Origin of the sequence: Paenibacillus sp. FSL L8-0340 (assembly GCF_038593145.1) — a bacterium.
Taxonomy (GTDB): Bacteria; Bacillota; Bacilli; order Paenibacillales; family Paenibacillaceae; genus Paenibacillus_AQ.
Genome location: NZ_CP151967.1, coordinates 3578484 through 3604633 on the forward strand (window position 1 = coordinate 3578484; position 26150 = coordinate 3604633).

General features: G+C 46.5%; 21 protein-coding genes. 17 read left to right on the forward strand and 4 right to left on the reverse strand.

The features are described 5' to 3' along the window. Positions 1–24 precede the first annotated feature (24 nt). The gene (locus tag NST07_RS16140; protein ID WP_342481867.1) at positions 25–2286 is read left to right on the forward strand and encodes an amylo-alpha-1,6-glucosidase; all 2262 of its coding nucleotides are present in this window, start codon (positions 25–27) and stop codon (positions 2284–2286) included. 446 nt (positions 2287–2732) lie between these two features. Here the strand turns inward: NST07_RS16140 and NST07_RS16145 are convergent, their stop codons facing one another. Then, complete coding sequence (locus NST07_RS16145; protein ID WP_341093059.1) at positions 2733–3605, reverse strand: AraC family transcriptional regulator; 873 nt, start codon at positions 3603–3605, stop codon at positions 2733–2735. Between the two features lie 134 nt (positions 3606–3739). Between NST07_RS16145 and NST07_RS16150 the strand changes: the two genes are divergently transcribed. The 5 genes from NST07_RS16150 to NST07_RS16170 all read left to right on the forward strand — a co-directional run bounded on the left by NST07_RS16150 (position 3740) and on the right by NST07_RS16170 (position 12584). After that, the gene (locus NST07_RS16150) at positions 3740–6412 is read left to right on the forward strand and encodes a family 78 glycoside hydrolase catalytic domain (protein ID WP_341093061.1); all 2673 of its coding nucleotides are present in this window, start codon (positions 3740–3742) and stop codon (positions 6410–6412) included. 278 nt (positions 6413–6690) lie between these two features. Continuing rightward, on the forward strand, positions 6691–7368 hold the full coding sequence (locus tag NST07_RS16155; protein WP_341093062.1) for a DUF6273 domain-containing protein: 678 nt from the start codon (positions 6691–6693) through the stop codon (positions 7366–7368). A 165-nt stretch (positions 7369–7533) separates the two neighbouring features. Continuing rightward, positions 7534–10980, forward strand: a complete 3447-nt coding sequence (locus NST07_RS16160) for a discoidin domain-containing protein (RefSeq protein WP_342481868.1) — start codon at positions 7534–7536, stop codon at positions 10978–10980. Between the two features lie 196 nt (positions 10981–11176). Next, on the forward strand, positions 11177–11947 hold the full coding sequence (locus tag NST07_RS16165; RefSeq protein ID WP_342481869.1) for an NAD(P)H-dependent oxidoreductase: 771 nt from the start codon (positions 11177–11179) through the stop codon (positions 11945–11947). A 43-nt stretch (positions 11948–11990) separates the two neighbouring features. Further along, complete coding sequence (locus tag NST07_RS16170; RefSeq protein ID WP_342481870.1) at positions 11991–12584, forward strand: TetR/AcrR family transcriptional regulator; 594 nt, start codon at positions 11991–11993, stop codon at positions 12582–12584. A gap of 57 nt (positions 12585–12641) precedes the next feature. Here NST07_RS16170 and NST07_RS16175 read toward each other — a convergent pair whose 3' ends face one another. Both NST07_RS16175 and NST07_RS16180 read right to left on the reverse strand, forming a co-directional pair. Next, positions 12642–13445 (reverse strand): polysaccharide deacetylase family protein, encoded by an 804-nt coding sequence (locus NST07_RS16175; protein ID WP_341093066.1) that lies wholly within the window; start codon positions 13443–13445, stop codon positions 12642–12644. Positions 13446–13640: 195 nt separating this feature from the next. Further along, a complete protein-coding gene (locus NST07_RS16180; RefSeq protein ID WP_342481871.1) occupies positions 13641–14846 on the reverse strand; it encodes an MFS transporter in 1206 nt (401 codons plus the stop codon). 205 nt (positions 14847–15051) lie between these two features. Between NST07_RS16180 and NST07_RS16185 the strand changes: the two genes are divergently transcribed. The 10 genes from NST07_RS16185 (at position 15052) to NST07_RS16230 (ending at position 24200) form a co-directional block, all read left to right on the forward strand. Further along, positions 15052–15642 carry a TetR/AcrR family transcriptional regulator gene (locus tag NST07_RS16185; RefSeq protein WP_341093069.1) on the forward strand — a complete coding sequence of 197 codons (591 nt, stop codon included), beginning with the start codon at positions 15052–15054 and terminating at the stop codon, positions 15640–15642. Then, complete coding sequence (locus NST07_RS16190; RefSeq protein WP_342481872.1) at positions 15639–15833, forward strand: hypothetical protein; 195 nt, start codon at positions 15639–15641, stop codon at positions 15831–15833. Before NST07_RS16185 ends, NST07_RS16190 begins: the two co-directional genes overlap by 4 nt. Before the next feature lie 268 nt (positions 15834–16101). Beyond that, positions 16102–16611 (forward strand): sigma-70 family RNA polymerase sigma factor, encoded by a 510-nt coding sequence (locus tag NST07_RS16195; RefSeq protein ID WP_341378562.1) that lies wholly within the window; start codon positions 16102–16104, stop codon positions 16609–16611. Between the two features lie 21 nt (positions 16612–16632). Continuing rightward, positions 16633–18075, forward strand: coding sequence for a hypothetical protein (locus NST07_RS16200; protein ID WP_342481873.1), 1443 nt, complete (start codon positions 16633–16635; stop codon positions 18073–18075). A gap of 151 nt (positions 18076–18226) precedes the next feature. Further along, the gene (locus NST07_RS16205; protein WP_342481874.1) at positions 18227–19210 is read left to right on the forward strand and encodes an alpha/beta hydrolase; all 984 of its coding nucleotides are present in this window, start codon (positions 18227–18229) and stop codon (positions 19208–19210) included. A 184-nt stretch (positions 19211–19394) separates the two neighbouring features. After that, positions 19395–19967, forward strand: a complete 573-nt coding sequence (locus tag NST07_RS16210; protein WP_341093074.1) for a hypothetical protein — start codon at positions 19395–19397, stop codon at positions 19965–19967. A gap of 98 nt (positions 19968–20065) precedes the next feature. Next, positions 20066–22765: a sensor histidine kinase KdpD gene (locus NST07_RS16215; protein WP_341093075.1), complete on the forward strand. Its 2700-nt coding sequence runs from the start codon at positions 20066–20068 to the stop codon at positions 22763–22765. Next, complete coding sequence (locus tag NST07_RS16220; RefSeq protein ID WP_341093076.1) at positions 22758–23468, forward strand: response regulator; 711 nt, start codon at positions 22758–22760, stop codon at positions 23466–23468. The genes NST07_RS16215 and NST07_RS16220 overlap by 8 nt, the downstream gene beginning before the upstream one ends. Before the next feature lie 112 nt (positions 23469–23580). After that, complete coding sequence (locus tag NST07_RS16225) at positions 23581–23922, forward strand: hypothetical protein (protein WP_342481875.1); 342 nt, start codon at positions 23581–23583, stop codon at positions 23920–23922. Further along, on the forward strand, positions 23883–24200 hold the full coding sequence (locus NST07_RS16230) for a hypothetical protein (RefSeq protein ID WP_342481876.1): 318 nt from the start codon (positions 23883–23885) through the stop codon (positions 24198–24200). Before NST07_RS16225 ends, NST07_RS16230 begins: the two co-directional genes overlap by 40 nt. Before the next feature lie 266 nt (positions 24201–24466). Here the strand turns inward: NST07_RS16230 and NST07_RS16235 are convergent, their stop codons facing one another. Then, complete coding sequence (locus NST07_RS16235; RefSeq protein WP_341097665.1) at positions 24467–25225, reverse strand: hypothetical protein; 759 nt, start codon at positions 25223–25225, stop codon at positions 24467–24469. A gap of 679 nt (positions 25226–25904) precedes the next feature. Here NST07_RS16235 and NST07_RS16240 point away from each other — a divergent pair. Beyond that, positions 25905–26039, forward strand: coding sequence for a hypothetical protein (locus NST07_RS16240; protein WP_341378565.1), 135 nt, complete (start codon positions 25905–25907; stop codon positions 26037–26039). Positions 26040–26150 lie beyond the last annotated feature (111 nt).

Sequence of the window (26150 nt, forward strand, 5' to 3'; positions counted from 1 at the left end):
TAATAATTGTGGAGGTTAAAGTTAATGAATGCAGAGGGCAAACCAGCTATTCTAGAATCGATGACAATGTTTGTTCCACAAGACGCCAATCGCGGCATTTCTTTTACCAATAAGGAAGCGGCCTTTTACTTCACTCAATCGCACCTGACGAATCATCCGGAGCATGCCCATTTTGAAGGATTCAATGTGGCCAAGAACAGAATTTTCGGCGGATATTCTCTATTTATAGATAAGCAAAAGCTAGATAATCGAAAGTCGGATGTCTGGGTGTATCCCTATAAGATGCTTCGCAAACACGGGGAACGGACCGAAGAGCTCTGGATGTTTGATTATAAAAATGTAATAGAAGTAAGTCTGGAAGGCGGCTCCGGGCAGGCTGCCGGTATTGTTTTAAACGGTGAAGATGTTGAATTTATAAGCCTTAATCATCAGATTGCTCTGTTTGCCTCCATGGAGGGAGACTGGATTATTGCTGTAAGCTCCAAAAATATCCAGCCGCTGTCTATAGACAACGGGATTATAACCAGCTCTGGCAACTCAGACGGCTTTTACATTGCGGTTGGCAAATCAGCCGCTGAGGCAACTGCCTTGATTCAGGATGCCCAGAAACATGCTGCCCGCTGGAAAGCGGATCGTGTGAAGCGGATGGAAGACTTTTTGAACCATAATGTATATGTAGATTCCAGCCCGGAGTCACTCACCCTTGCGCTGAACTGGCTGAATCTCACGATGGATCAATTGGTGACAAGGCAGCAGGGAGAGGGGATCTATGCTGGTCTGCCCTGGTTCAATGAGTACTGGGGGCGCGATCAATTTATTGCTCTTCCGGGTGCAGCGCTCGTAAACGGACAATTTGAGACAGCCAAGCACATCCTGTTATCTTTTGCAGAATTTCAGGATACGGAGGAGTCGTCCAGAACTTTCGGCAGAGTGCCGAATATTCTCGCTCCCCAGAACATTGATTACCATACCACTGATGGTACACCACGTTTTATTATCCAGCTGCAGGATTATGTGAAATACTCCGGTGACACTGCAATCATCACACAGCTATACCCGGCGGTGCAGAACAGTATAGAAGGGTCGATTCGCAACTGGGTGGATGACAAAGGATATCTTACACATAAAGACAATGAAACGTGGATGGATGCCCGTGATGCGGAGCTGAATTCTTATTCGCCAAGGGATACCCGGGCCAATGATATACAAGCGCTTTGGTACAATCAGCTTCGGGCGGGCGTATATTTTGCGGAGGTTATGAACGATCAAGAAAATGCAGCCAAATGGGATGCGATTGCTGAGAATTTAAAGGGCAATTTCGAGCTGGATTTCCGTGATCAGGCACATCCTTATCTGGCAGACCGTTTGACTGCGGAGGGCGAAGCGGAATTCTCCTTGCGTCCGAACCAGCTGTTTGCTCTGGATATGCTCGAAGACAGTGAATTTAAGAGCAAAGTTATCCGCACCGCATGGGAGAAACTAGCTTATCCTTGGGGAGTTGCCTCACTCGACCGTCAGCATCCGTTGTTCCATCCCTTTCACCTAACGGAGCTTTATCACAAAGATGAAGCTTATCACAACGGCGCGGTATGGACATGGTTAAACGGCATCGCCATGCAGCGGATGATTGAAGCAGGCCAGCCAGAAACGGCATACAAGCTGTTCCGAAATATGAACTGGCAAGCGCTGAATCTCGGTGTGGTCGGAGGACTGAGTGAGAATCTGGATGCTTACCCTCAGGAGGGTGAGGACTGGGCGAAGCTAACTGGAGCTTATTTGCAGGCCTGGTCCAATGCGGAGCAGCTGCGGGTCTGGTACCAATATTTTCTTGGCATCCAGCCGGATATGATCCGCCGTACGCTTACGCTTGCACCCAGAATCCCTGAAGAGATCAAAGATTTGCACTATCAGGTCAAAGTAGGTGACGGCAGTATTAATGCGACCTATTCCGCGGAAGCTTCCGGACAAACCTATCAATACAGCTTTAATGGAATTGGGCTGACTGTAATTATTGATATTTTGCCTTTTGAGATCGCGAGAATAGAGGTTGAGTCCAATACCATGCTGGAGATTAACCGGACTGGGCATACATTAAAGATTACTCAGCGTGATGCGGAGGACAAGATCATTACAGACGCTACCATACCACTATCAGAAGAGAGAACCCGGTGGCAGTCGCAAAGCGATCAGATCTTTAAGGATGTCAAATTTGCAGAGCCATTGCCTCTGAATACGCATCCGGTGATGCGGCGGTACAATGTTTCAGCAGAAAGCCCGAGTGACTAGAGGATGTCTTCAAACTGGAAGAGCTCTGGGGAAGCAGGGATTTAGTATTGAAAGTAGGGTCCCTAAAAGCCCACGGCGGGTTCGTTCTCGTAGAGGACTCAGGAGACGTTATGGAGAGTAAAGCCCCTGTTTATTCTCTTTTGCGGACCCAGGCGGCCTTATCTGCTCTGCATTAGATCTAAAAACGGCCAGCTGAAAGAAATAACTGCGCTGGAGTCCGTTGTCCTACTGTAACAGGCTAAAAGCTCCAAATAAGTGCAACTCGGTCCTTTCGTGCTCAGAGCACCCATGATTCCTTAGGGCATACAGCAGCAGGTTTTGGCGGGGAAGCGGTTTGAAGCTACGCCTTAGAATAAAAGAATGTTGAAGCCGCCCTTTTGGGCGGTTTTTTTAAAACATAATTTATTTGAGGACGGCGAAGCCGTTTCCACTTGGCAGAACAAAGGTTACGTTCGATGCCGCTTTCGATACGCCATTGGCGGCTCACCGACAATTTTTTTGAATACGGAGTTAAAAGTGTCGATATCCCGGTATCCTACCGACTCGGCAATCATGCTGATTTTGAGATCAGAGGTGCGCAGCCGTTCGCAGCTTTTTTGAATCCGCAGATGCTGCAGATAGGAGCCAAAGGACTGGCCGGTATGCTTGAGGAACATACGTTGGAGATGCCGGCTGCTCCAGCGGGATATTTGGGCCAGATGGGCAAGAGTGATTCCCTCGGAAAGCTTCTGCTCCATAAATAGAATGACCTGGGCGAAATCGGAAGCCTCGATTGTGGACCTGTCTTGATCCGCATATAGTTGCCTGTATACAGTGACTATCAGCTGGCTTAGCAGTGTTTGCAGCATAGTTACGGAGCCGATGCCAGGCACAGACATTTCGCGGTGTAGATTCAGCATTAGTATCTCTATCGAGCCGTCCCAATCCGAGACGGAAAAATAAGCTGATCCGCTGCTGCCGAGTGACTGCAGATGTTCTATAATTGGTGATTCTTCTTGCAGCAGGACGGACAAACGGTCCACCATATAATCATCAAAAAGACAGTTATAGACTATCAAACGGTCTTGTTCTGGATGAGATGTGGCCGGCCGGAATACGTGGGACACGCCCACAGGAATCACGAACAGCATGCCTTTGCGGACCGGAATAACAGCTTGATCCATGTGATGAAAACCCCGCCCTTCAGCGACGTAGCAATATTCAATAAAGTCGTGGGAGTGATAAGGAGCGAAGAAGTTTTCCGCGTAGCGGTTGACCAGCAAGTGCAGATTATTCTGCAGAAAACTCTCGCTTTTGAACAATTGTGCCGATCGTTGCATGTAATCTCCTCCCATAAAAAATGACATGATTTCAGGGATATATTGACCGTATTGCCGGGTAATGAAAGCGGTGCCGAAGCTATAATTATAGAGCAATGATTAAATTATAGCTATAGAGGGAGGATCACACCGATATGTTCGCAATAGAAAAACTTCGCTGTGAGTACAAACAAAACCCGCTCGGCATCGATCTCGCTGCAGCGCGAATCAGCTGGCAGCTGGTAACGGATCGCAGAGATTGCAAACAGGCTGCTTACCAGATTCAGGTTGCTATGGATAACGGCTACCGTGAAATGCGCTGGGATTCCGGCAGAGTGGAGTCATCGCAGTCCATTCATGTCGAGATGGAACAGGTGAAGCCGGAAGCGCGCACACGTTACTATTACCAAATTAGGGCATGGGATCAAGGCGGTGTGTGCTCCGGCTGGTCGGAGACTGCATTTTTTGAAACCGGGTTGATGGGTGAGCCATGGGAGGGAGAGTGGATCAGTGCTCCAACCGAGTATTTCACTGAAGATTCCGAGGTTTGCCCGCAGCTTCGTACATTCGTTGAGCTTAAAGGGATGGTTGCAAGCGCAAGAATTTATGTTACCGCACTGGGTCTGTACGAGCTGCAGTTGAACGGCCGGCGTGTCGGAGATCACTATTTCACTCCCGGTTGGACGAGTTACGGCAAACGCTTACAGTATCAAACGTATGACGTAACCAATCTCCTGTCCGGGGGGACAAATGTGCTAGGCGCGCTGCTGGGGAATGGCTGGTACAAGGGACATTTGGGATGGAAAAAGGAGGAAAAAATCTATGGATCAACAACAGCGCTTTTACTGGAACTTCATATAAAATATACGGATGGCAGTACGCAGCGCATCCATACCGGGCAAGGCTGGGAGGCGGCAGAAAGCGCGATCCGCATGTCGGATATCTATATGGGTGAGACTTACGATGCGCGGCTTGAGCGTAATCTTATGAGTACATCGGAAGCAGGATGGCATCCCGTTGCTGTCATCGGGCATACCAAAGATATTATTGTGGCACAGGAAAATGTTCCTGTAACCCGGAATGAGAATCTGCAGCCTATTGCACTGCTGACAACTCCCCAAGGTGATAAAGTTCTGGACATGGGGCAGAACATGGTCGGTTGGCTTAAATTTTCGGTACAGGGGAAGGCCGGGGAGACTGTTGAACTTCAGCATGCTGAAATATTGGACCGGGACGGCAACTTCTACCGGGAAAACATCCGTAGTGCGACGCAGCTCATCCGCTATACGCTGAAGGGTGGTGAAATAGAGAGCTATGAGCCTCATTTCACCTTCCAGGGGTTTCGTTATGTGAAGCTTACAGGCTTCCCGGAAACCGTTCAGCTTGAGGATTTCACAGGTGTGGTGGTGCATTCAGACATGGAGCGTACCGGGGACTTCCAGTGTTCGGATCCATTGGTGAACCAGCTGCATCACAATATTCTTTGGGGGCAGAAGGGGAACTTTCTGGATGTGCCAACCGACTGCCCGCAGCGGGATGAACGGCTCGGCTGGACCGGTGATGCGCAGATGTTTGTCCGTACAGCTTCGTATCTGATGAACACTGCGCCGTTCTTCACCAAATGGCTGCGGGATTTGAAGGCGGATCAGACCCCTGAAGGAGGTATTCCGTTTTATGTTCCCAACCTGACAGAAGCTTTCTCTGACGGCTGGGGAGAGACAAGCAACTCGTCGGCAGCTTGGGGTGATGCAGCTGCAGTCTGTCCCTGGACAATCTATGAAATGTACGGCGACAAGCGGCTTCTAGCAGAACAGTATGAGAGTATGAAAAGCTGGGTGGGATATATTCGCGCCCAGGGAGACAATCCTTATTTGTGGAATACCGGATTTCATTTCGGGGACTGGCTGGCGCTGGATTCAAAGCCGGACAGCTATGTTGGAGCCACAGATCCCAATTACGTAGCTACCGCATTTTATGCCTATTCGGTTTCACTGACAATTAAAGCAGCTGCCGCACTGGGAAATACAAAGGATGCAGATGAATACCGCGAATTACATCGTAGAATACTTGAAGCCTTCCATGAAGAATATGTGAATCCAGACGGGCAGTTATCCGTCCCCACCCAAACGGCTCAGGTGTTGGCGCTGCGCTTTGATCTTATAGATGGGGTAGCGAAGGAGCAGGCGATCCTGAAACTGGCAGAGCTGCTCTCCGAAGCCGGAGATCATCTGACGACAGGCTTTGTCGGCACACCTTATTTGAATCCTGTGCTTAGTGACAACGGGCATAACGACCTTGCTTACAAGCTGCTCTTTCAGAAGGATTATCCATCCTGGCTCTATCAAGTGACTAAAGGGGCAACTACGATCTGGGAGCATTGGGACGGGATCCGGGAGGATGGCAGCTTCTGGAGTGCAGACATGAACTCCTTTAATCACTATGCATACGGAGCAATCGGAGAATGGCTGTACCGTTATGTTGCCGGAATGGGGCCGGACGAAGCTGAGCCGGGATTTAAGAAGGTTCACATCCGTCCGAGACCGGGCCAAGGCATGGATTTCGCTAGAGCCAGTCTAGAAACCATGTATGGCACATTGGCTTCGTCATGGCGGCGGCTGGAGGATGGCGGCATGGAAGTTCAGATTACGGTCCCCGCAAATACAAGTGCGGTAGTTATACTTCCGGGAGCAATGCTGCAGGGATTGCTTGAGAGCCGCATTCCGGTGGAGCAGGCTGAAGGCATCTACAGCACATTGCCTGCAGAAACTGGTGTGCAAATAGAAATGGGATCGGGCAGCTACCTATTTACTTACGGGTATCCTTCGTAAATGCCGTAATTGCTGCCGTTCAGACTCGGCAGCGTCAGGCTCTTACTCCACAGTGAGAGCCTGACGCTGTTTTTTTCGCTTAATTATGCTTTCTGATCTTTGCACTTACGCTCTCTGCAAACGTCTTAACTGCAGACAAAACTTAGAGGAAAACATTAAAGTACAGCGCTAAACTTCTTTAAATTGATATTACGACTAATCAAGGGTATACCAGCTTTAGCTTAGCACTTGCATAAATGTTGTACGATTACATTAGAAACGAAAGGAGGAAATCTAAAATGGAAGAAGAAAATTTTGCTTTCACGCTGCACTTGAGCGCAAAGCCCGGCGAAATCTTTACTTTCGGCACTTATCCGCAGACTGTTGGCGGCGGGGACAGAACACCGATTAAGTGGCGGGTGCTGCAAAATTCGGGTAGTGAGCTATTCATTTTGAGCGAGTACATTTTGGATTGCAGGCGATATCATGGGGAGTATGCCGATATTACATGGCGTGACTCTGATTTGCGAAGGTGGCTGAACGATGAGTTTTATAATGCCGCGTTCAATGACTCCGAGAAGAGATTCATCAAGACTACACATTGCGCTGACAATGGAGAGGGTAGTGCAGACACGGAGGACAAGGTTTTTTTGCCCAGTGTTCTGGAGGTGAAAGAACTGACCTATAAACTTGATGAAGTCTCTTTAAGTGCGAAACGGCGGGCAATAGCAACAGAATTTGCCAGAATAAAAAAGAACGATGGATGCCACTTGTACGTGTATAATAAAAAAGTGAAAAATGACTATATCACCGAGGAGGGTGAAGAATTGGGCTGCTCCTGGTGGTGGCTGAGAACTCAGCTTGGCAATTCTTCGCGCGCGTTTTTTATTGGCCCTCGCAGCAGTATTCGCAGTTATGGACGTGTCAACTTAGCTTGTTACGGTGTGCGTCCCGCTTTAATAATTCATCTTCAATGATAACGATCGGCACTGGATTATTCATGGTATCGGCCATCTTTTCCGTAGAAATACCTCTCATAAGTTATTCTGCGTAATCTCTATAATGAAGGTGTATTGCATAGAAAGGAGGAGCATCGGCTACAGCTACGATCAGGCACCTACACATTTTGGAGGAGGAGTATCATGCGCAGCAAGTATCTTGCAGGCTCACTTGTAGTCATTCTGCTGATCTCAAGCTGGTTCCTGGCCGTTGGGCCTTTCGCACCCGTATCTGCGGCTGGCGGAACGAACCTGACGCTGGGAAAGCACGTAACGTCGAGTGGACAATCTCAAACGTACAGCCCGGACTTCATCAAAGACAGCAAGCAGGAAACCTACTGGGAAAGCACAAACAGTGCATTCCCCCAATGGATTAGTGTCGATCTTGGAGCAAGTACGAGCATGGATCAAATGGTACTCAAAGTTCCTGCAGGCTGGGAAACCCGTACGCAAACGCTGGCCATCCAAGGCAGCACGAACGGCACCACGTTTACAGATATTGTCGGTTCCAAGGAGTACGTATTTAATCCGGCGGTGGCAGGCAATTCAGTTACCATTCATTTTACCGCTGTCAGTACACGTTACGTCCGTCTGAACGTAACAGCCAATACCGGCTGGCCAGCTGCACAACTCTCTGAATTCGAAATTTATGGTACCGGCAGTATTACGCCAACACCGACTCCTACAGCAACAATTACACCAACAATTACACCAACAGCTTCACCAACGGTTACACCGACACCAACAGTCAACCCAACAGCAACTCCAACGACTTCTCCGGGCAGCAACATTGCCACCGGCAAACCAATCAGCGCATCCTCAAGCACACAATCGTACGTGGCTGCTAATGCAAACGATAATAATACGAGCACATACTGGGAAGGCAGCGGCAAGCCAAGTACATTAACGCTTGATCTCGGCGCAAATTACAACGTTACATCGGTCGTGCTCAAGCTTAATCCGTCCACTGGATGGGGTAAGCGCACACAAACCATTCAAGTGCTCGGCCATAACCAGGACACGACGGCTTTCGGCAGTCTGGTATCCGCACAATCGTATACGTTTAATCCGTCCTCCGGCAATACGGTCACTATTCCGGTGAACGCAACGGTCAAACGCATACAGCTTAACATCACAGCAAATTCCGGTGCACCCGCCGGACAGATTGCTGAATTTCAAGTGTTCGGCACACCTGCACCGAACCCGGATCTCCTGATTAGCGGCATATCTTGGACACCTGCCGCCCCTGTTGAGGGCAGTGCGATCACGTTAAATGCAACGGTTAAGAACAACGGCAATGCAAGTTCCGCAGCCTCAACGGTGAATTTTTACCTGAACAGTGAACTTGCCGGAACTTCCCCGGTAGGCGTATTAGCGGCAGGCGGGTCGGCGAACGTTTCGCTGAATATCGGAACAAAAGCCGCTGCATCCTACGCCTTAAACGCCAAAGTTGATAAGAGCAACCTTATTATTGAGCAGAACGACACCAACAACAGCTATACGAACCCAGCATCGCTTGTTGTCGCTCCTGTGACTAGCTCAGATCTGGTGGGTAGAGTATCGTGGACACCAAGCAACCCGGTTGCCAATAAAGCTGTCAACTTTACTGTGAATCTGAAAAATCAGGGAACCATGGGTTCAGCAAATGGTGCTCATGGAGTCACTGTAGTGCTTAAGAATTCTGCAGGTTCAACCATTCAAACCTTTAACGGCTCCTACAGTGGTACCCTTGCTGCCGGAGCATCTGTTCATGTTGCAATTCCGGGGACTTGGGCAGCGCTTAATGGCAACTATACCGTAACTACTACCGTTGCCGCAGACGCCAACGAAGTGACGGCAAAGCAGGCTAACAATGTAAATACAACAAATCTGGTTGTATATTCTCTTCGTGGGGCAAGTGTACCCTACACACGGTACGACACCGATGACGCTGCCCGAGGTGGAGCTGCAGCCCTGAAGAGTGCACCTACGTTCAATCAGGCATTGATTGCTTCGGAGGCTTCCGGCCAGCGTTATGTGGCACTGCCCTCGAACGGTTCTTATGCCCAGTGGACAGTAAGACCGGGTGAAGGCGGTGCGGGTGTAACCATGAGATTCACCATGCCAGATTCGGCAGATGGTATGGGACTTAACGGTTCGCTGGATGTATATGTAAATGGAGTCAAGGCCAAGACTATTCCACTGAGCTCCTATTACAGCTGGCAGTATTTCTCGGGCGATATGCCGGGAGATGCTCCTAGTGCAGGACGCCCGCTGTTCAGGTTTGATGAAGTGCATTGGAAAATGGACACAGCGCTGCAACCGGGAGATACGATACGCATTCAGAAGAATAACGGGGACAGCCTAGAATATGGTGTGGATTTCATTGAAATTGAGCCCGTTCCGGCGGCTGTCTCACGTCCGGCAGGTGCAGTTTCTGTAACGGATTACGGGGCAATGGCGAATGACAATAAGGATGATCTTGCTGCTTTCAATTCTGCCGTTACTGCAGCAGTTGCAGGCGGGAAAACACTTTACATTCCGGCAGGAACCTTCAACCTCAGCAGCATGTGGCAGATTGGCTCAATCAGTAAAATGATCAGCAACATAACAATTACTGGAGCGGGTTACTGGCATACAAATCTCCAGTTTACCAATCCAAATGCGGCGGGTGGAGGCATTTCGCTCCGAATAACAGGCAAGCTTGATTTCAGCAATGTGTATCTTAATTCGAATCTGCGTTCCAGATATGGGCAAAATGCGATTTACAAGGGTTTCATGGACAATTTCGGAACCAATTCCATCATCCATGACGTCTGGGTAGAGCATTTTGAATGCGGCATGTGGGTAGGGGACTATGGGCATACTCCGGCAATCTATGCCAGCGGGCTGGTGGTCGAGAACAGCCGCATCCGCAACAACCTCGCCGACGGAATCAACTTCGCCCAAGGAACAAGCAACTCCACCGTACGTAACAGCAGCGTGCGGAATAACGGAGATGACGGTCTTGCGGTGTGGACCAGCAATACCAATGGTGCACCTGCCGGTGTAAACAATGTCTTCTCCTACAATACAATCGAGAATAACTGGCGTGCAGCGGCTATCGCCTTCTTTGGCGGAAGCGGGCATAAGGCGGATCACAACTACATCATTGACACCGTTGGAGGTTCCGGAATCCGAATGAACACGGTGTTCCCGGGATATCATTTCCAGAACAACACCGGCATTGTATTCACGGATACAACCATAATCAACAGCGGAACCAGTAAAGACTTGTACGATGGAGAACGCGGAGCGATAGATCTGGAGGCTTCCAATGATCCGATCAAGAACGTAACATTCACCAATATTGATATCATCAACACTCAGCGGGATGCAGTTCAGTTCGGCTACGGAAGCGGATTTGAGAATATTGTGTTTAACAATATCAATATTAACGGTACTGGACTTGACGGGATTACCAGCTCGCGGTTCGCGGGGCCTCATCTGGGTGCGGCGATCTACACTTATACCGGCAATGGTTCTGCAACGTTTAAGAACCTGACGACAAGTAATATCGCTTATCCAGCGTTATACTTCATCCAAAATGGGTTTAAGTTGACCATTCAATAAGATTAACTAAAAGCTCCTGCCTGAGAATGATTCCATGAAGGAATATCTCGGGCAGGCCTTTTTGTATAAACCTGGATATCAATCCTGACAGAGTAGAATATTCATGTTATGATATGAATGAATAAATATAAATTCATTCATTTGCTAATTCACTAGGAAATTCGACTTAAACACAGAAGATACTGGAGGGGCTTCAATGAAAAAAGTTACTGCATTTATCGGAAATCATCAGAAGCATTCGACTTACAAGGCAGTATGTGAATTTGAGCGTAATCTCAAAGCTTATGGTAATATTGAGTTCGAAATCGTATTTCTGAAAGATTATCAGCTTGAATATTGCCGGGGTTGTAAGGTATGTTTTGATAAAGGGGAGGAATATTGCCCATTGCATGATGATCGTGACATTCTGATGGAAAAGATGATCCAATCAGACGGAGTTATTTTTGCCACTCCCAATTACGCATTTCATGTATCCGCACCAATAAAGAACCTGCTGGACCGGCTTGCTTTTACTTTCCATAGACCGCGTTTTTTCGGGAAGACCTTTACGGCGATTGTTAATCAGGGAATCTTTGGAGGCAACGCTATCGTCAAGTATCTTAGCAGTATGGGGGGGAACTTCGGATTTCGGGTCTCCAAAGGCTGTGTCCTGACGACGCTTGAGCCCCGAAGTGAAGCTGCGCAGAATAAAATAACCCGGGAAATCAATAAAGCTTCTGCGAGATTTTACAAGAACCTTATGCGTCCAGCACCACCAGTTCCTTCTTTTTTCAGGCTGATGACATTCCGTATGTCCCGTACCAGCATTCAGCTAATGCTCGACGATAAGTCTAAGGATTACCGGTATTACAAGGAAAACGGCTGGTTTGAATCGGGGTACTATTACCCGGTTTCCTTAGGGCTTGTCAAAAAAATGGCTGGTCGCATTTTCGATGGAATGGGAAAAAGAATGGCTAAACGCTCATAGCAAATAACAGTAACTATATATCTATCTATCGGAGGGCAATAGAGTGGAGGATAAGAGAACAGAGATTTTTAACAATGGTAAAGCAATCTTCAGTACGAAAGGTTTTAAACAAACCAATGTCTCCGACATTACAAAAGCGGCCGGGATTGCAGTAGGCACATTTTATAATTACTTCTCTTCTAAAGAGAAGCTGTTTCTGGAGATATTCCTGGAAGAAAACGTGAAGCTGAAAAAAAGCATTATGAAATCCATCGACTTAAACGAGGAACCTCTGGCGCTGATCAAAAAATTAATAGAATTAAACATTAATGGAATGAATTCAAACCCGATCCTTAAAGAATGGTTTAACAAAGACGTTTTCGTCAAGATTGAGCAGCAATACCGTGAAGAGAACGGCGTCGATCAGGTTGATTTCTTATATGACAGTTTTGCAGAACTGTTCAGACGCTGGCAAGCTGAAGGAAAGATAAGAAATGACCTGGATGTTGAGCTGATCATGGCTTTTTTCACAGGAATTATTATTATAGACACCCATAAAGATGAAATCGGGATTCAGTATTTTCCGCAGATTATGGATTACATGGCGGAGTTTGTAATGAAGGGGCTGACTGATTATCCGCAGGCAAAACCCATGTAGATTGAAGTTAAGCAGCCGCAACAAGCTGCCGGGAGAACCGGCAGCTTGTTCACTGAATTACTTTGAGATATAGGTACCGCCGCCTTTAATGCAAACGGGCTTGTCATTAATGGATAGCCAAATGTCCACGGAGGAAAGATTGCGGATGATCTTGCGGTCGACACTAAACTTCAAGGAACGGACAGCTTGAATATAATCCATGATTTCGACATTTGTTGCATACCATACATCGGAGTGACCGCCGGCTTTCCGGCAAAAGGCTTCGATCAGTTCCCAGTTGTTCTGACGCTCGAACTCAAAGCTGTGCCCCCAAACATAGCAGAGCCTGAACTTCTGCGAAGGTCCTTCGGTAGTAAAGCGCTCCCAAATCCCCTCAAGCTCGTCCTTGTGATGACAAGTAGGATGCCATTCCATAAAATCAAGAGGGACATCAAACTGCCTGGTGGAAACAACAGTACGGCTGTATTCAATACCTGCTGTTTGTAGCGGAGGGATGATAGCTGCCGAATACGAACCATAGGGATAAGACATTCCCCGAATCGGATAGTCTACAAGCTGCTCCAGCCGTCTGCGGTCTTCCAATAGCTCCTCTACCACCATGGGTAATGGCAGTCGGTCCAAATGCGGGTGGGTTACAGAATGCGCCGATATTTCATGATTGCGGGCTATGGCCCGTACATCATCATTCGTAAGAAATCCGGGAGCGTTCAGCATTGCGCTGTTGAGATGAAAGGTTCCTCTGATCCCATATTGATCAAATAATCCGGCCAGACGAATATCGTGTTTTTGCCCGTCATCATAACTCATGGTGAGTGCTTTGGACATCCCGCCAGGAAATAAATTAAATTTCAGCTTCATCATTACCACACTCCAATAATGTTCATTTATGTAAACAAGCCTGTATAGCCTTATTATAATGTAACTCCCCGGAAAATTGGGGGATTATTTGCAAATGAAGGCGCCCCTTCAGCCGAGTTTCTGCAGAGGGGACGCCTTTTTTACCACTATGAACCGTTTCAAAAAAGCACTAAATATCATCCGCGTCTCACCAAAGGGTTAAATGCTGTTCACTCCGCTTTTTTTCTCCGTAAAAAAGTAAAGCAACGCCAGCAGCGGCAAGACCGTTCCGATCAGCGAGGTGAAGCTCCAGCCGCCATGAGCATAGGACCAGCCTCCCAAGGAGGATCCAATAGCCCCGCCCATAAAGAATATGGACATGAACAGACCATTTAGCCGGCCTCTGGCCTCATTCCCGAGTGAATAAATTGCACGCTGTCCAAGCACGAGATTTCCCGACACAGCCATATCCAGGGCAATAGCGGCGAGTACAAGCAGGAGAAGGACTGCTCTAGAATGGCCTTGAAGCAGAAAAGCCAACAGAAAGGAGAGTGTAGCCAAAACCATCGCCAGTCCGGTTAAACGGCGGGTCCAGCCTTTGTCCGCCAGACGTCCGGCGATTGGAGCGGCTACGGCTCCTCCCACACCGGCTAAAGCAAACCATGCAATTCCTTGCTGGGACAATCCGAACTCATCTGCCAAATGTAAAGGGACTGCCGTCCAGAAAAGGCTGAAGGCTCCAAAAAGAGAAGCTTGATAAAAGGCGCGGCGCCGCAATACCGGCGTTTGCTTGAATAAAGTAACCAGCGACAGGGTTAACTCTCCATAGTTCATTGCCCGCGAGGGCATACGTTTCGGAAGAATCCGCGACAGCAAGACCGACAGTACAGCAATCAGAACCGCGGAGATTGCAAATACAGACCGCCATCCCCAGAAGCTTGCAGTAAAGCTGGCTAATGGACGGGAGAACATAATGCCGAGCAGAAGTCCGCTCATCACATTGCCCACCACACGTCCACGTTGTTCTTCAGAAGCCAAATAAGTAGCATAAGGGACCAGAATTTGAGCGACAACAGAACCTAATCCAATAAAAAAGGAAGCCGTCAGGAACAGGGCTGCATGATGGACGAAAGTCGCGGCCACTAGAGCAATTATGACGACGATCAGCGAAACCACGGCAAGACGCCGGTTTTCGATAATATCACTAAGCGGTACAATGAACAGCAGACCCAGAACATAACCGATTTGAGTAATGGTAACTATTAATCCTGCTGCTGCTGAGGACAGCCCTGTTGCAGCACTGATCGGACCCACTAACGTTTGTGCGTAATAAAGATTGGCAACGATGATACCACATGAGGCCGCGAGCAGAAAGGTAATCCATCCCGGAATAGGCTGATCCTTAACTTCTTGTTCATTTTGCATTGTAATCCTCCTCGTTCATTAAAAGTTTGGTTTAAATAATATACTGAACGTTCAGTTCATTAATTTATAATCAAATAATATACTGAACGTATCGTTTTGTAAATAGACGATTTTGATTTTCTTTTTTATTGGCAATTAAGTATAATGAACGTATAGTATTTATAATTGTGGGATTGTGAAGTTATTTTGCGAAGGGACTGATAGTATGAATACCAAACGAGGGCGTCCACGTAACATGGAGACTCAGAGTTCGATCCTGAAATCGTCTTATGAACTGCTTCTTGAGCATGGTTTTGCGGCAGTAACCGTTGAGAAAATTGCAGAGCGTGCCGGGGTTAGTAAAGCTACGATCTATAAGTGGTGGCCCAATAAAGCAGCAGTTGTAATGGATGGCTTCCTTTCGGCGACTACAGAAAGGCTTCCGTTGCCTGATACAGGTTCGGTGTACAAGGACATTCTTATCCACGCCACGAATCTGGCACGTTTCCTGATTAGCCGGGAAGGCAAAATGATTACCGAGATTATCGGTGAAGGACAACTCGATGAGGGTCTGGCAGAGGCGTACCGCACACGGTATTTTCAGCCGCGCAGGCTGGAGGCCAGACAGTTGTTGGAGCAAGGCGTCAAGCGGGGGGAGCTACATGCAGAACTCGATATCGGGATATGTACGGATCTCATTTACGGGCCTATTTTCTACAGATTATTATTAACCGGTGAAACACTTGACGATGCCTATATTGAGAAACTTGTAAAGCTTGGGTTTCAGGGAGTTGCTCCCGATGCAACGCATAAATGAAAAATGACCGTGCCCAGGCGATTTTGCCAGGATACGGTCATTTTATTGAGCTAAAATATTTTGAACAGCAGATATATTACAGCGATGATTCCGGCGATGATCAGCCAGCTGGATATTTCATCCCACAGACTGGGAACGCCCCGAGAGTGAAGCTTCTGTTCGTTTACATCAAAGTTGGCTTTATGGCCTAAATGGTCTGTTGTACGGGGCGGAGGAGAGCTATTGCCATCAAACATATAAATCAGCTCCTTGCTTCATTATTAGTTAATTATACCCTTTTGAGAACATTAAAGGAAGGTTGATCTGCGGTATAACATATGAGCGCGGTTTGTTGCGTGTATGCTGCACCTTATAAAAATAAATCAATCGTTTTCCCGTTGAACGGCGTCTTACTTACATGAACTCTTTCAGAGGGCCTCTTCTACATGCCAGCACTAAAGAAAGAGAGGGGGAGTGGCGATGGTAGAAAATACTATGAAAGAGGTCAGAATGGTGGATGTTGCACAGATGGATGAAGAAGCTTTTTTTCAACGGCTGTATGTGGAGCACCGCAAGCTGTACTCGATCGCGTTCAGCTACCTGAGAACTGAAGCTGACGCGCTGGAAGTGGTGCAGGAAGCGTCTTGCCGGGCATGGATCAAGCGCAAAAAGCTCAAAGACGAGCAAGCCTTTACATCCTGGGTGATACGAATTACCATCAACTGCTGCATGGATGAACTCCGGCGCAAAAAACGTGTGTTTCCGGCGGAGACGCTGATAGAAGCAGCGGCGCAGGAAATGAAAAGCAATGAACGGATTGACCTGGAACGGGCGATGGACCGGTTGAAGCCGAAATACCGGCATGTGGTGATTCTAAAATACTACCAGGACATGACCACTGCCCAAATTGCCAGTGTGCTGCAAAAACCGGAGGGTACGGTTAAAACCTGGCTTCGCGAGGGACTTAAGCAGCTGCGGGAATATCTGTAGAGATACGGGAGGTGAAAGAACATGATTGACAAAGAAGAACGCGTTCTGCGCCAGAATGTGGATGAAGTAAAGCATAAGGCTGAATCCCTTGAGGAAATGAAACTCTATAATGCAATGCGAGGAGGAATCATGCAGGGGAAAAAACGCGAAAAGCGGCGCAGCTATTTCTACGGAATGGGTGTAGTAATCGCAGCCGCTGCAGCAGCACTGTTTCTTTTTAGTATCAATGATGCTCCAGGAACGGAAGTTGCCGAACAATCTCCGCCGAGCTACACGGCTACCACTAAATCATGGACTGATTCCGCGAAGTTTAGCAGAGCCTCAATGAGAGATAGGTCTTTTCAAAGCATACTAGACCGGAATCTTATAAAGCCTGTCTACCAGAGCGTGGAAAAAAACGGCCTGCGGGTCGAAGTGATGGGCGCCGTCGCGGACACACGCAAGCTGTTTATTCTGTATAGTGTACACAACAATACGGACCAAACGGTATCTCATGCTGATTTCTCATTGGATTTTGGAGCTTTTGAAGCAGCGTCTATCGGAGCGAGTTTAGAGATAACTGCTCATAGTAGTCAAATCAACGCGGGCCAAACCTCCTATTTCATCTATACGAATAACCTGTCACCCACGGTTGACTATCCTAAGGAAGTGACATGGAATGTGATGCTGTACCAAACTTCAGGCAAGGGACTCCAGACTAACCTGTCAATTCCTTTCGAGCTTGATCCGGACATGTTCAAGGAACAGACACGAACGCTACATCCCGAAAGCAATCTGATTGTTGATGGTCAGACCATTAAAGTGAATCAGGTGCTCTATACTCCGCTGAACACCTATGTGGATTTGGAATTTGAGAAGAATAATGATAAACAAGTCTTCAGCCTGATTGAGCCTGTACTGATTGTTAAAAGCGCAGGAAAGACGGTGAAATCGTACTACCCCGGGATAATTACAGCAGATAATTCCGAGGTCTATTCGGACCGCTCCAAGTCCACGCTTTACTTTAAGAACACCCAGGACGGCCAGCCGGACGCTGCCACATTGAAGACCTTCGGAATTGCCGCTCTGGATAAAGATCAAATGAAAATTAAAGTCGATCTAAGCAAAAAGCAGATGATCGAAGCTCCGGGCACAGACCTTTCCATTATTAAGTCTGAAGAGGGGGCGGAAGCTGGAAAAATCCTGTTCCGGCAAACGTTTAACAAAGTCCCATTAAACAGTATCATTAGTATGCGGCTGTCCGATACCTTTACCGATGCCAATGGTCAATCCCACAAAACGGCTGGTGAGAACGGCCAAATCAGTAGAAGTTCTTCGAACAAGGAGAGTACGGCCGTAGATCAATACCTCTATAATTTTGGAAAGGAAGCCGCTGAATACCCGCAACCGCTAACCTTAACTATTGAGCGGTATTGGAATCCGATTATGGACACGCAAACTGTAGAGTTCTCATCGCAAAAATAGGCGCTGTTTCCTGTAAATGGTATTTTAATTTAAACGGAATTTAACCTTTCACCAACCCGGCTTTTAAACTATGTCTTTTACAATAGAAGAGTAGGGGAGAGACAATTATCCGTTTACATTCAAAGACTTGTTACAGGGAGCAGTGAAACCAATGGAAGAGAAAAAGAAGTTTAAATTTTGGAGAATTGTTAGAAGTATTGGACTGCTATTATTAGTAGTCTTGATTCTCGGTGTGGTTGCCAATATGCTTGTGACCAAATACGAACAAAAGAAATACCCTGCATGGGGCCAACTCTTGGAAGTCTCCGGCAAGAAAATGCATGTGTACAGCAAAGGTGAGACGGGAAACACCATTGTTCTATTAAGCGGACTGGGAACGGCAGCCCCTGTCTTGGATTTCGAACCTTTGATGAATGAGTTAGCTCAAAACAACAAAGTGGTCGTCCTGGAGCCTTTCGGATCTGGCTGGAGTGAGCAGACTTCAAAGCAACGAACGGTGGAAAACATCGTCGAGGAATGGCGGACCGCTTTGCAAAAGGCTAATGTAAAAGGTCCTTATGTTCTAATGTCCCACTCTATATCCGGAATTTATAGCATGTATTATGTCAATAAATATCCGTCTGAGGTAAAGGCAGTTATAGGCGTTGATCCAGCCTTGCCGCAGGCGATAGAGTATTTCAAAGAGTCTGCGCCCGCGATACCAAAATATATGAGCTTGGCGGCACCAACCGGGTTAGCAAGATTGGCATCTTATGTCAATCCCAAGAGTATTCTGCCTATTTCTGCTGATGGAACTTATTCTGAAGAGAATTTAAAGCTGACCAAGATCCTCACTGCATGGAATGCCTATAATAAGAATGTAGTAAATGAAACAAACGAAATTAACAACAATATCAAAAAAACAAAGAACCTGTCATTCCCTTCAAACGTACCTGTAATGATTTTTACTACCAAGCCTGACAAAGTGAATGAAGAAGGCAAATCCAACATTACCTTTTACGAAACCCAGCTGAAGAATGTAGCTTCAAACAAGCTCGTCGTATTGGAAGGACATCATTATCTGCATTGGACGTATTCCAAGAAGATCGCAGAGGAAGTAAATGAATTCCTAACCACTGCATATCCAGGGAACTAATAGTTCACAAATGAGCCGCTCCAAACAAAGAAGTCAAGCACCCCTTACTAGAGGCGCTTGGCTTTTGATATTTCCTGCCTTGAATTTTTTCTTGCGATAAAGTTGCTCTCGACTAAAACAGCAATATAAGCGAATATAAATACAGCAATACTAAAAACTAGAAACAACCTATGGGGGTACATATATGAGAAAGCCAATTATTGCCGTGGATATGGATGATACGATTTGTCATCTGGTCAAGCGGGCGATATACCATAACAACAATGATTTTCCTACGCATCTGCTGCGTTATGAAGATATGCTTGATTGGGATACCGATCATCTGCGTCATCCGGATTGTACTCAGGAAATTTTCTACGGGCGACCTGGTCTGTATGAGGAGCTTGAACTGTTCGACGAACATGTCGTCGGGGAAATGGAGAAGCTGCATAACGCTTATGATGTAATTATCGTTACGGCTGCACAGCCGAAGACTGTCGTAGAGAAGTGGAACTGGCTTCAGAAGCATATGCCCTTTATTCCAATCGAGAACTTCTTTCCTTGTAAGCGGAAGTCGCTGATTAACTACGATCTGCTCATTGATGACGGGGTACATAATTTGGTGCCAGCACTGCAGGAGGGAAGGAAAGTACTCTGCATTCCACATCCTTGGAACCTGAAGGCCCGGGAGCAATATGCGTTTCCGCTGCTTACCACCTGGAAAGGTGCCAAAGAGCAGGTTGATCTAATCCTCGGGGGTCAGCCCATTTTATCTTAATACAATCTTAATACCACAGCCAAAGTTGTAACACTATGCAGATTTTGCTCATGATATACTAGCGCTAAAAGCGAAGATATTGTAAAAGGGGTAGCCAAATGGCAACAAACCGCACCGGCTCAGCTTCCGTATTTGAACAAATTCCTGATATGCCGGAAGAGAAAAGACTTGGAAGACTGAAAATATTCTTCGGTTACGCGGCAGGTGTCGGCAAGACTTGTGCCATGCTGAGTGCCGCCCATGAGGAACAAAAAGCCGGAATTGATGTTGCTGCAGGCTATATTGAGTCTCATCACAGGCCGGAGACACTGATTCTGCTCAAGGGTCTGGAGCTTATGCCGCTACTGGAAGTCACCCATAACGGAACGCTTACAAAGGAGTTTGATCTGGACCGTGCGATCCGGAGAAGACCTGATCTTATCCTGTTGGATGATCTGGCCCATATCAATGCGGCTGGCAGAAGGCATAAGAAAAGATATCAGGATATAGGCGAGCTGCTACGCGCTGGAATCCATGTCTATACGACCATTAATGTGCAGCATATTGAAAGCCTGCAGGATGTAGTTGCTTCAATAACCGGTATTTCTGTAGATGAGCGTATTCCTGATAGTGTATTCGATAGTGCCGATCAGGTTGAACTGGTTGATATTGAACCCGATGATTTGATCGACCGCCTGAACAAGGGAAACATCTATCCGGATGAAGAAGCACAAAGGGCAAATGCCCATTTGTATAACAAAGAAAAACTGACTGCCTTGCGTGAGATTGCACTGCGGTACACGGCAAATCAATTGAACAGAATCGCTTCACACATCGGTACTCAGGTAAAAACCAACGAATATTATGCCAAAGACCATGTCCTAGTTTGCCTTTCTTCGGCGGCTACCAATAAAAAGGTAATCCGCACGGCGGCGAGAATGGCGGAGGCTTTTCACGGGGAATTCACCGCATTGTTCGTGGAGACACCGAAGACGCAAAAGCTAACCCAAAAAAACAAGGCGGAACTTAGGGCAAACTTTCGGCTCGCAGAGCAGCTTGGCGCACAAATTGCCACAGTCTACGGAGAAGATATTCCTGGACAGATTGCGGAGTATGCCAAAGCAAGCCGGGTTTCGAAGATCGTGGTGGGGCGCTCCCATAACAAAAAGAAGTGGTTTGCAAAAGCGAATTTGGCTGATAAGCTGACCGCATCTGCACCCAATATCGACATTTATATTATTCCGGACACCCAGCCTACGTTCTATAAAAGATTTCCGCAATATGTGAGCTATCCCGAGCTGTCGCTGGCTGATACAGCCAAGACAACTGGAATTCTGGTTGTCTGCACCTTAATCGGACTGTGGTTTAATTATCTCGGTTTCAGGGAAGCCAATATTATCACGGTCTATATTCTGGGTGTGCTGCTCAATGCGATGGTTACCGGAGGCCGGCTGTACAGCGCTGTGTCTTCGGTTGTCAGTGTGCTTGTGTTTAATTACTTTTTTACCAAACCTTATTTTTCTTTACAGGCGTATGGTTCGGGTTATCCGGTTACCTTCCTGGTGATGCTGTCGGCTTCCTTTATCACGAGCACTCTGACTATGCGGGTAAAAGAGCAGGCCCGGCAATCTGCGCAAAAGGCTTACCGGACAGAGGTGCTTCTGGAGACAAGCCGTAAACTGCAGCAGGCCAAAGACACCACGGCAATCATTCATGAGACGGCACAGCAAATGGTGAAGCTGCTGGACAGAACGATTATTTTTTATCCGGTGCAGCAAGACAGCTTATCTGAGCCGCTCGTTTTTTTAAAGGAAGAGTCAGCTGTGGACCCTCTGGAGTTTTCGGGCGGAAATGAACAAGCGGTTGCGGACTGGGTCTATAAGAATAACAAACGGGCCGGGGCTACCACAGATACCTTTTCGGCCGCCAGTTGCCTGTATCATGCGGTGCGGGGCGGCGATTGCGTATTTGCAGTGGCAGCCATTGCCATGGATAAGGAAGACCCACTTGAGGTTTTTGAGAAAAGTCTGATGATTGCCATGCTGGGAGAATGTGCGCTGGCGCTGGAAAAAGAAATGCTAAATGAAAAACAAAAAGAAATCTCGATCCAAATCCAGCAGGAACAGCTGCGGGCGAACCTGCTGCGGGGAATCTCCCACGATTTGCGTACCCCCCTGACCAGTATATCCGGCAATGCAGGAATCCTCATCGGGAATTCCAAGGTGTTGAGCGAGGAACAGAAGAAGGGGCTGTACACCGATATTTATGATGATTCCATGTGGCTTATTAATCTGGTGGAGAACCTGCTGTCCATCACCCGGATTGATAATGGGTCATTAAATCTGAATATGCAGGGAGAGCTTCTGGAGGAGGTTATTGCGGAAGCTTTGCTTCATATTCATCGGAGCAGCATAGATCATATGATCAGCACCGTACTTGATGAAGAGCTGCTTATGGCTAAAATGGATTCCCGGCTGATTATTCAGGTCCTGATCAATATTGTCGACAACGCAATTAAATATACCGGGACCGGGTCGCATATTACAGTCTCGGCGAGACGCGATAAAGAAATGGTCAGTGTAGAGATTTCCGATGATGGTCCCGGTATTCCGGAAGAAGCGAAGGCCAAGCTGTTTGACATGTTCTATACGGCGGATAATATCCGCGGAGATGGCCGCCGCGGACTGGGACTCGGGCTTTCATTGTGTAAATCTATTGTCACTGCTCATGGAGGCACAATAAGTGTGAAAGATAATGTTCCGCAAGGTACAGTATTCCGCTTTACCCTGCAGGCCGTGGAGGTGGTTGTTCATGAATAAGCCTTTAATTCTTGTCGTCGAGGATGACAAGCCCATCCGCAAATTGATTACTACAACACTGGAAACGCAGGGCTATAAGTACCATACAGCTGAAACAGGCCAGGCCTCGATTCTGGAGGCGGTCTCCAAGCAGCCAGATATTATGATACTGGACCTTGGACTTCCCGATATGGATGGCGTAGATATTATTAAGAAGGTTCGGGCATGGTCGAATATCCCGATTATTGTGGTCAGCGCCCGCAGTGAAGACCGGGACAAAATCGACGCGCTGGATGCAGGCGCAGACGATTATCTGACCAAACCCTTCAGCGTGGAAGAACTGCTGGCAAGGCTCAGGGTCAGCCTGCGGCGTATCCGCTACGATAGTGACAAGCTGCTGAAGGATGCATCTATTTTTACTAACGGAAGTCTCAGAATCGATTATTCGGCAGGCATAGTATTGTTGGACGAAGAAGAAATCCATCTCACTCCCATTGAATACAAGCTAATCTGCCTGCTGGCCAAAAATGTGGGAAAAGTATTGACCCATAATTACATCCTGCATGAAATCTGGGGCAGTCATACCTATGACATCCCTGCCTTGCGCGTATTTATGGCAACTTTGAGAAAGAAAATAGAGAAGCAACCTTCTCAGCCAAAGTACATTCAAACCCATATCGGAGTAGGTTACCGTATGCTGCAGGTTGGCGACGATACAAAGTGACCTGAGTTAATGCTTAGAATTCAGTACACTAATAGGGTGTATCTATTATTTTGTTATTATAATTATGTGTTAAAATGGTAATGTTACAATAATATAGAAAGGAGGTTGAGTGGTGAAAAATAAAAAAGTGTTTACCGTTTTAGCTACAGCATTTATGCTAACTTCCATCTCTGTTTCTGTATCGGCGGCAAGTTCTACACCAAATGCTTCGGATGCACCTGCCAGAATTGCTCAGGTTGTTCCAAGTAGCAATTTCGTAGATGATTTGAATACAACACAGACTGAGACTAATTCTACTGCTCAAGTTACTGATGTCCCTAATATCACTGTCCCTCTATCCGCAGAGCCTGTGCAAGTTCTGACAGAGAAAAACGTTGCTGCAAGAGGAAGTAATGCTCCAACAACTTTTGGAACTTGGCAAATAACTCTTATGCAGGCTCTTTCTCTTATGTAGAGGACGATGAATTTACGAATAATTATTTTCCTGTTAATAGTGAGACAATAATATATATCAATGTTACTACTACCCCGGTGAATCATGGGGCAACTGGAAAATATAGAATTGTTGCTTATGAACTTACAACTGGTAATGTTGCTGCAACCTATAAGGGGACTGTTGGCGTAACTGCAAATGCAATGTTCTATAATCTCAATCAAAATAAGACATATTACTTTGGTATTTTAAATGATATGGATAGCCCAATAGATGGATCGCTTACAGTTTTTCACTAATAAAATATTATTTATCTGCCCAACGGCTTCGGCTGACGGGCATTTTTTTTATTCACTTTGTGAGGATTTTGGAACTGTAGGAGCAACAGCGGCCGGAAGTCCAAACATTCTCTGTAGTCACGACCAATCCCAAAATAGAAGAATTATAAGTTCAATCCACCAAACAGCGTTATAAATAGTGGAGATACTTGGTCCCCACAGAGAAAAGGATCACGAGCGGATAAAAAACCGCCTGTGATCCTGCTTTTGAATGATACTAAAATAAATTAGAATACCTCGTAATTATGGCCATAGTTATTATCCCAATACGTTTGACCGCCAGTTGTATACTCAATCGAATATTTAACATTTGTAGCACCTGGAACATTGATACTGTAATTCCAGTTTTCAACACTATTGAAATTATTCAAAGAGCCCGTATAAACGGCGTAGGCCTCATGAGTCGTCGCCCAGTCGTCCGTTGTGTACAGTATTTTTACTGATTTCGCCGGATTCAGATTCTTCACATAGATATTTCCGCTGAATTCACCATTGCTCAACGTACTATTGGCGTTAAGCACATTGGGGGCTCCCAAAATCACGGATCTAAGGGGTACGTTATGATTCACTTGATTGTAATAATTCGCTCCCCCGTTGTTATCCCAATAGGTCTGGTTATTCACTTCGTATTTGATTGCGAATTTAATGAAGTCCAGATTCTTCAACTCTAAATGATCTGTTGAAGAATCAGTTCTGGAAATGCCAAAATGCCATTTCTCATGGTCTACATCCGTCGCCCCAACATAAGATGCACTCGTATCATACCAATTTGTGTTATCTGTCGTGTAGTGGACAGTCACATTCTTCACGGGTCCCAGATTAGCAACTTCAATATTGCCGCTGAATCCGACATATCCAGGTTTATAAATAACGCCGACATCTGAGTCAATAAGCTTAACCTCATTACCGCTGGCAAATGCCGATCCGGTAAAGGATACACCAAAAATCAGAGTAAACATCATCAATCCAGCAAAAAGTTTTTTCATTGCTTTCACAGTTCTCGCTCCTCTAATTTCAATTTTTCACATCTGATTCTGAGCCGACAGGGAAGACATACATTTGTACGCGGTATTGTTCTATCATCCCTCCTTTAACACTTCGAAACCAAAATGTAAATTGCTGAATGGAAATCAATTCCTGTAAATACAATAACTTTAACTAGGCTTAATGTAAATAGTAAATTAGTAACAAAAATTATATATTAAGTAAGGTGACTTTCGTACATGGAAGAATGTACAGACTAACTGGATACTGTAGTACGGAATTAACCGTCTTGGGGGAAGGCGGCTTTTTTCGTTCCAAAAAAGGAAGAACTCGCCGTCTATACGACCAACTTAATGCAATCTTTATCCGCTCATACAAACCCTGACCCTGAATTAATGCCGTGAGTGCTATTCTTAACCGGTAGCAAAATATGACATTCGGGAAAGGATCCTTAGGATGGATGAATTTTTGAAAAATGCCGGGTTGATCGCAATCATGATCGTGGTGCTTTATACCATTAAGAAGATTTACGACTACATTGATTTAAAGAGGGCAGGCGACTATGAAGATGATGAATTCTGACAATCTTAATGTAATCTTTATTCTCTCATGCAAACCCTAACCCTGAACTAATGGCATAGATGTTACGCTGAATCAGTAGTTAAAAGCAGAGATGAGAGAATGTTGGAGAGGAGTGCGAAGGATATGATGGACATGTATATGGTGGTGGCACTCGCTGTGTTTTTCGGTATGTTCTACGCATTTGCACAGTGGTGTGGGCACGTTATCGACGATAAAGGGGGGAAAGAGCAATGACAGTGGTCCTGATCGCAACGCTGCTGTTGTTTCTCTATTTGGTCTATGCCCTGATTCATCCGGAGAAATTTTAGGCAGTGCGGTAAAAAAACAGCAAGACATATAGAGCAT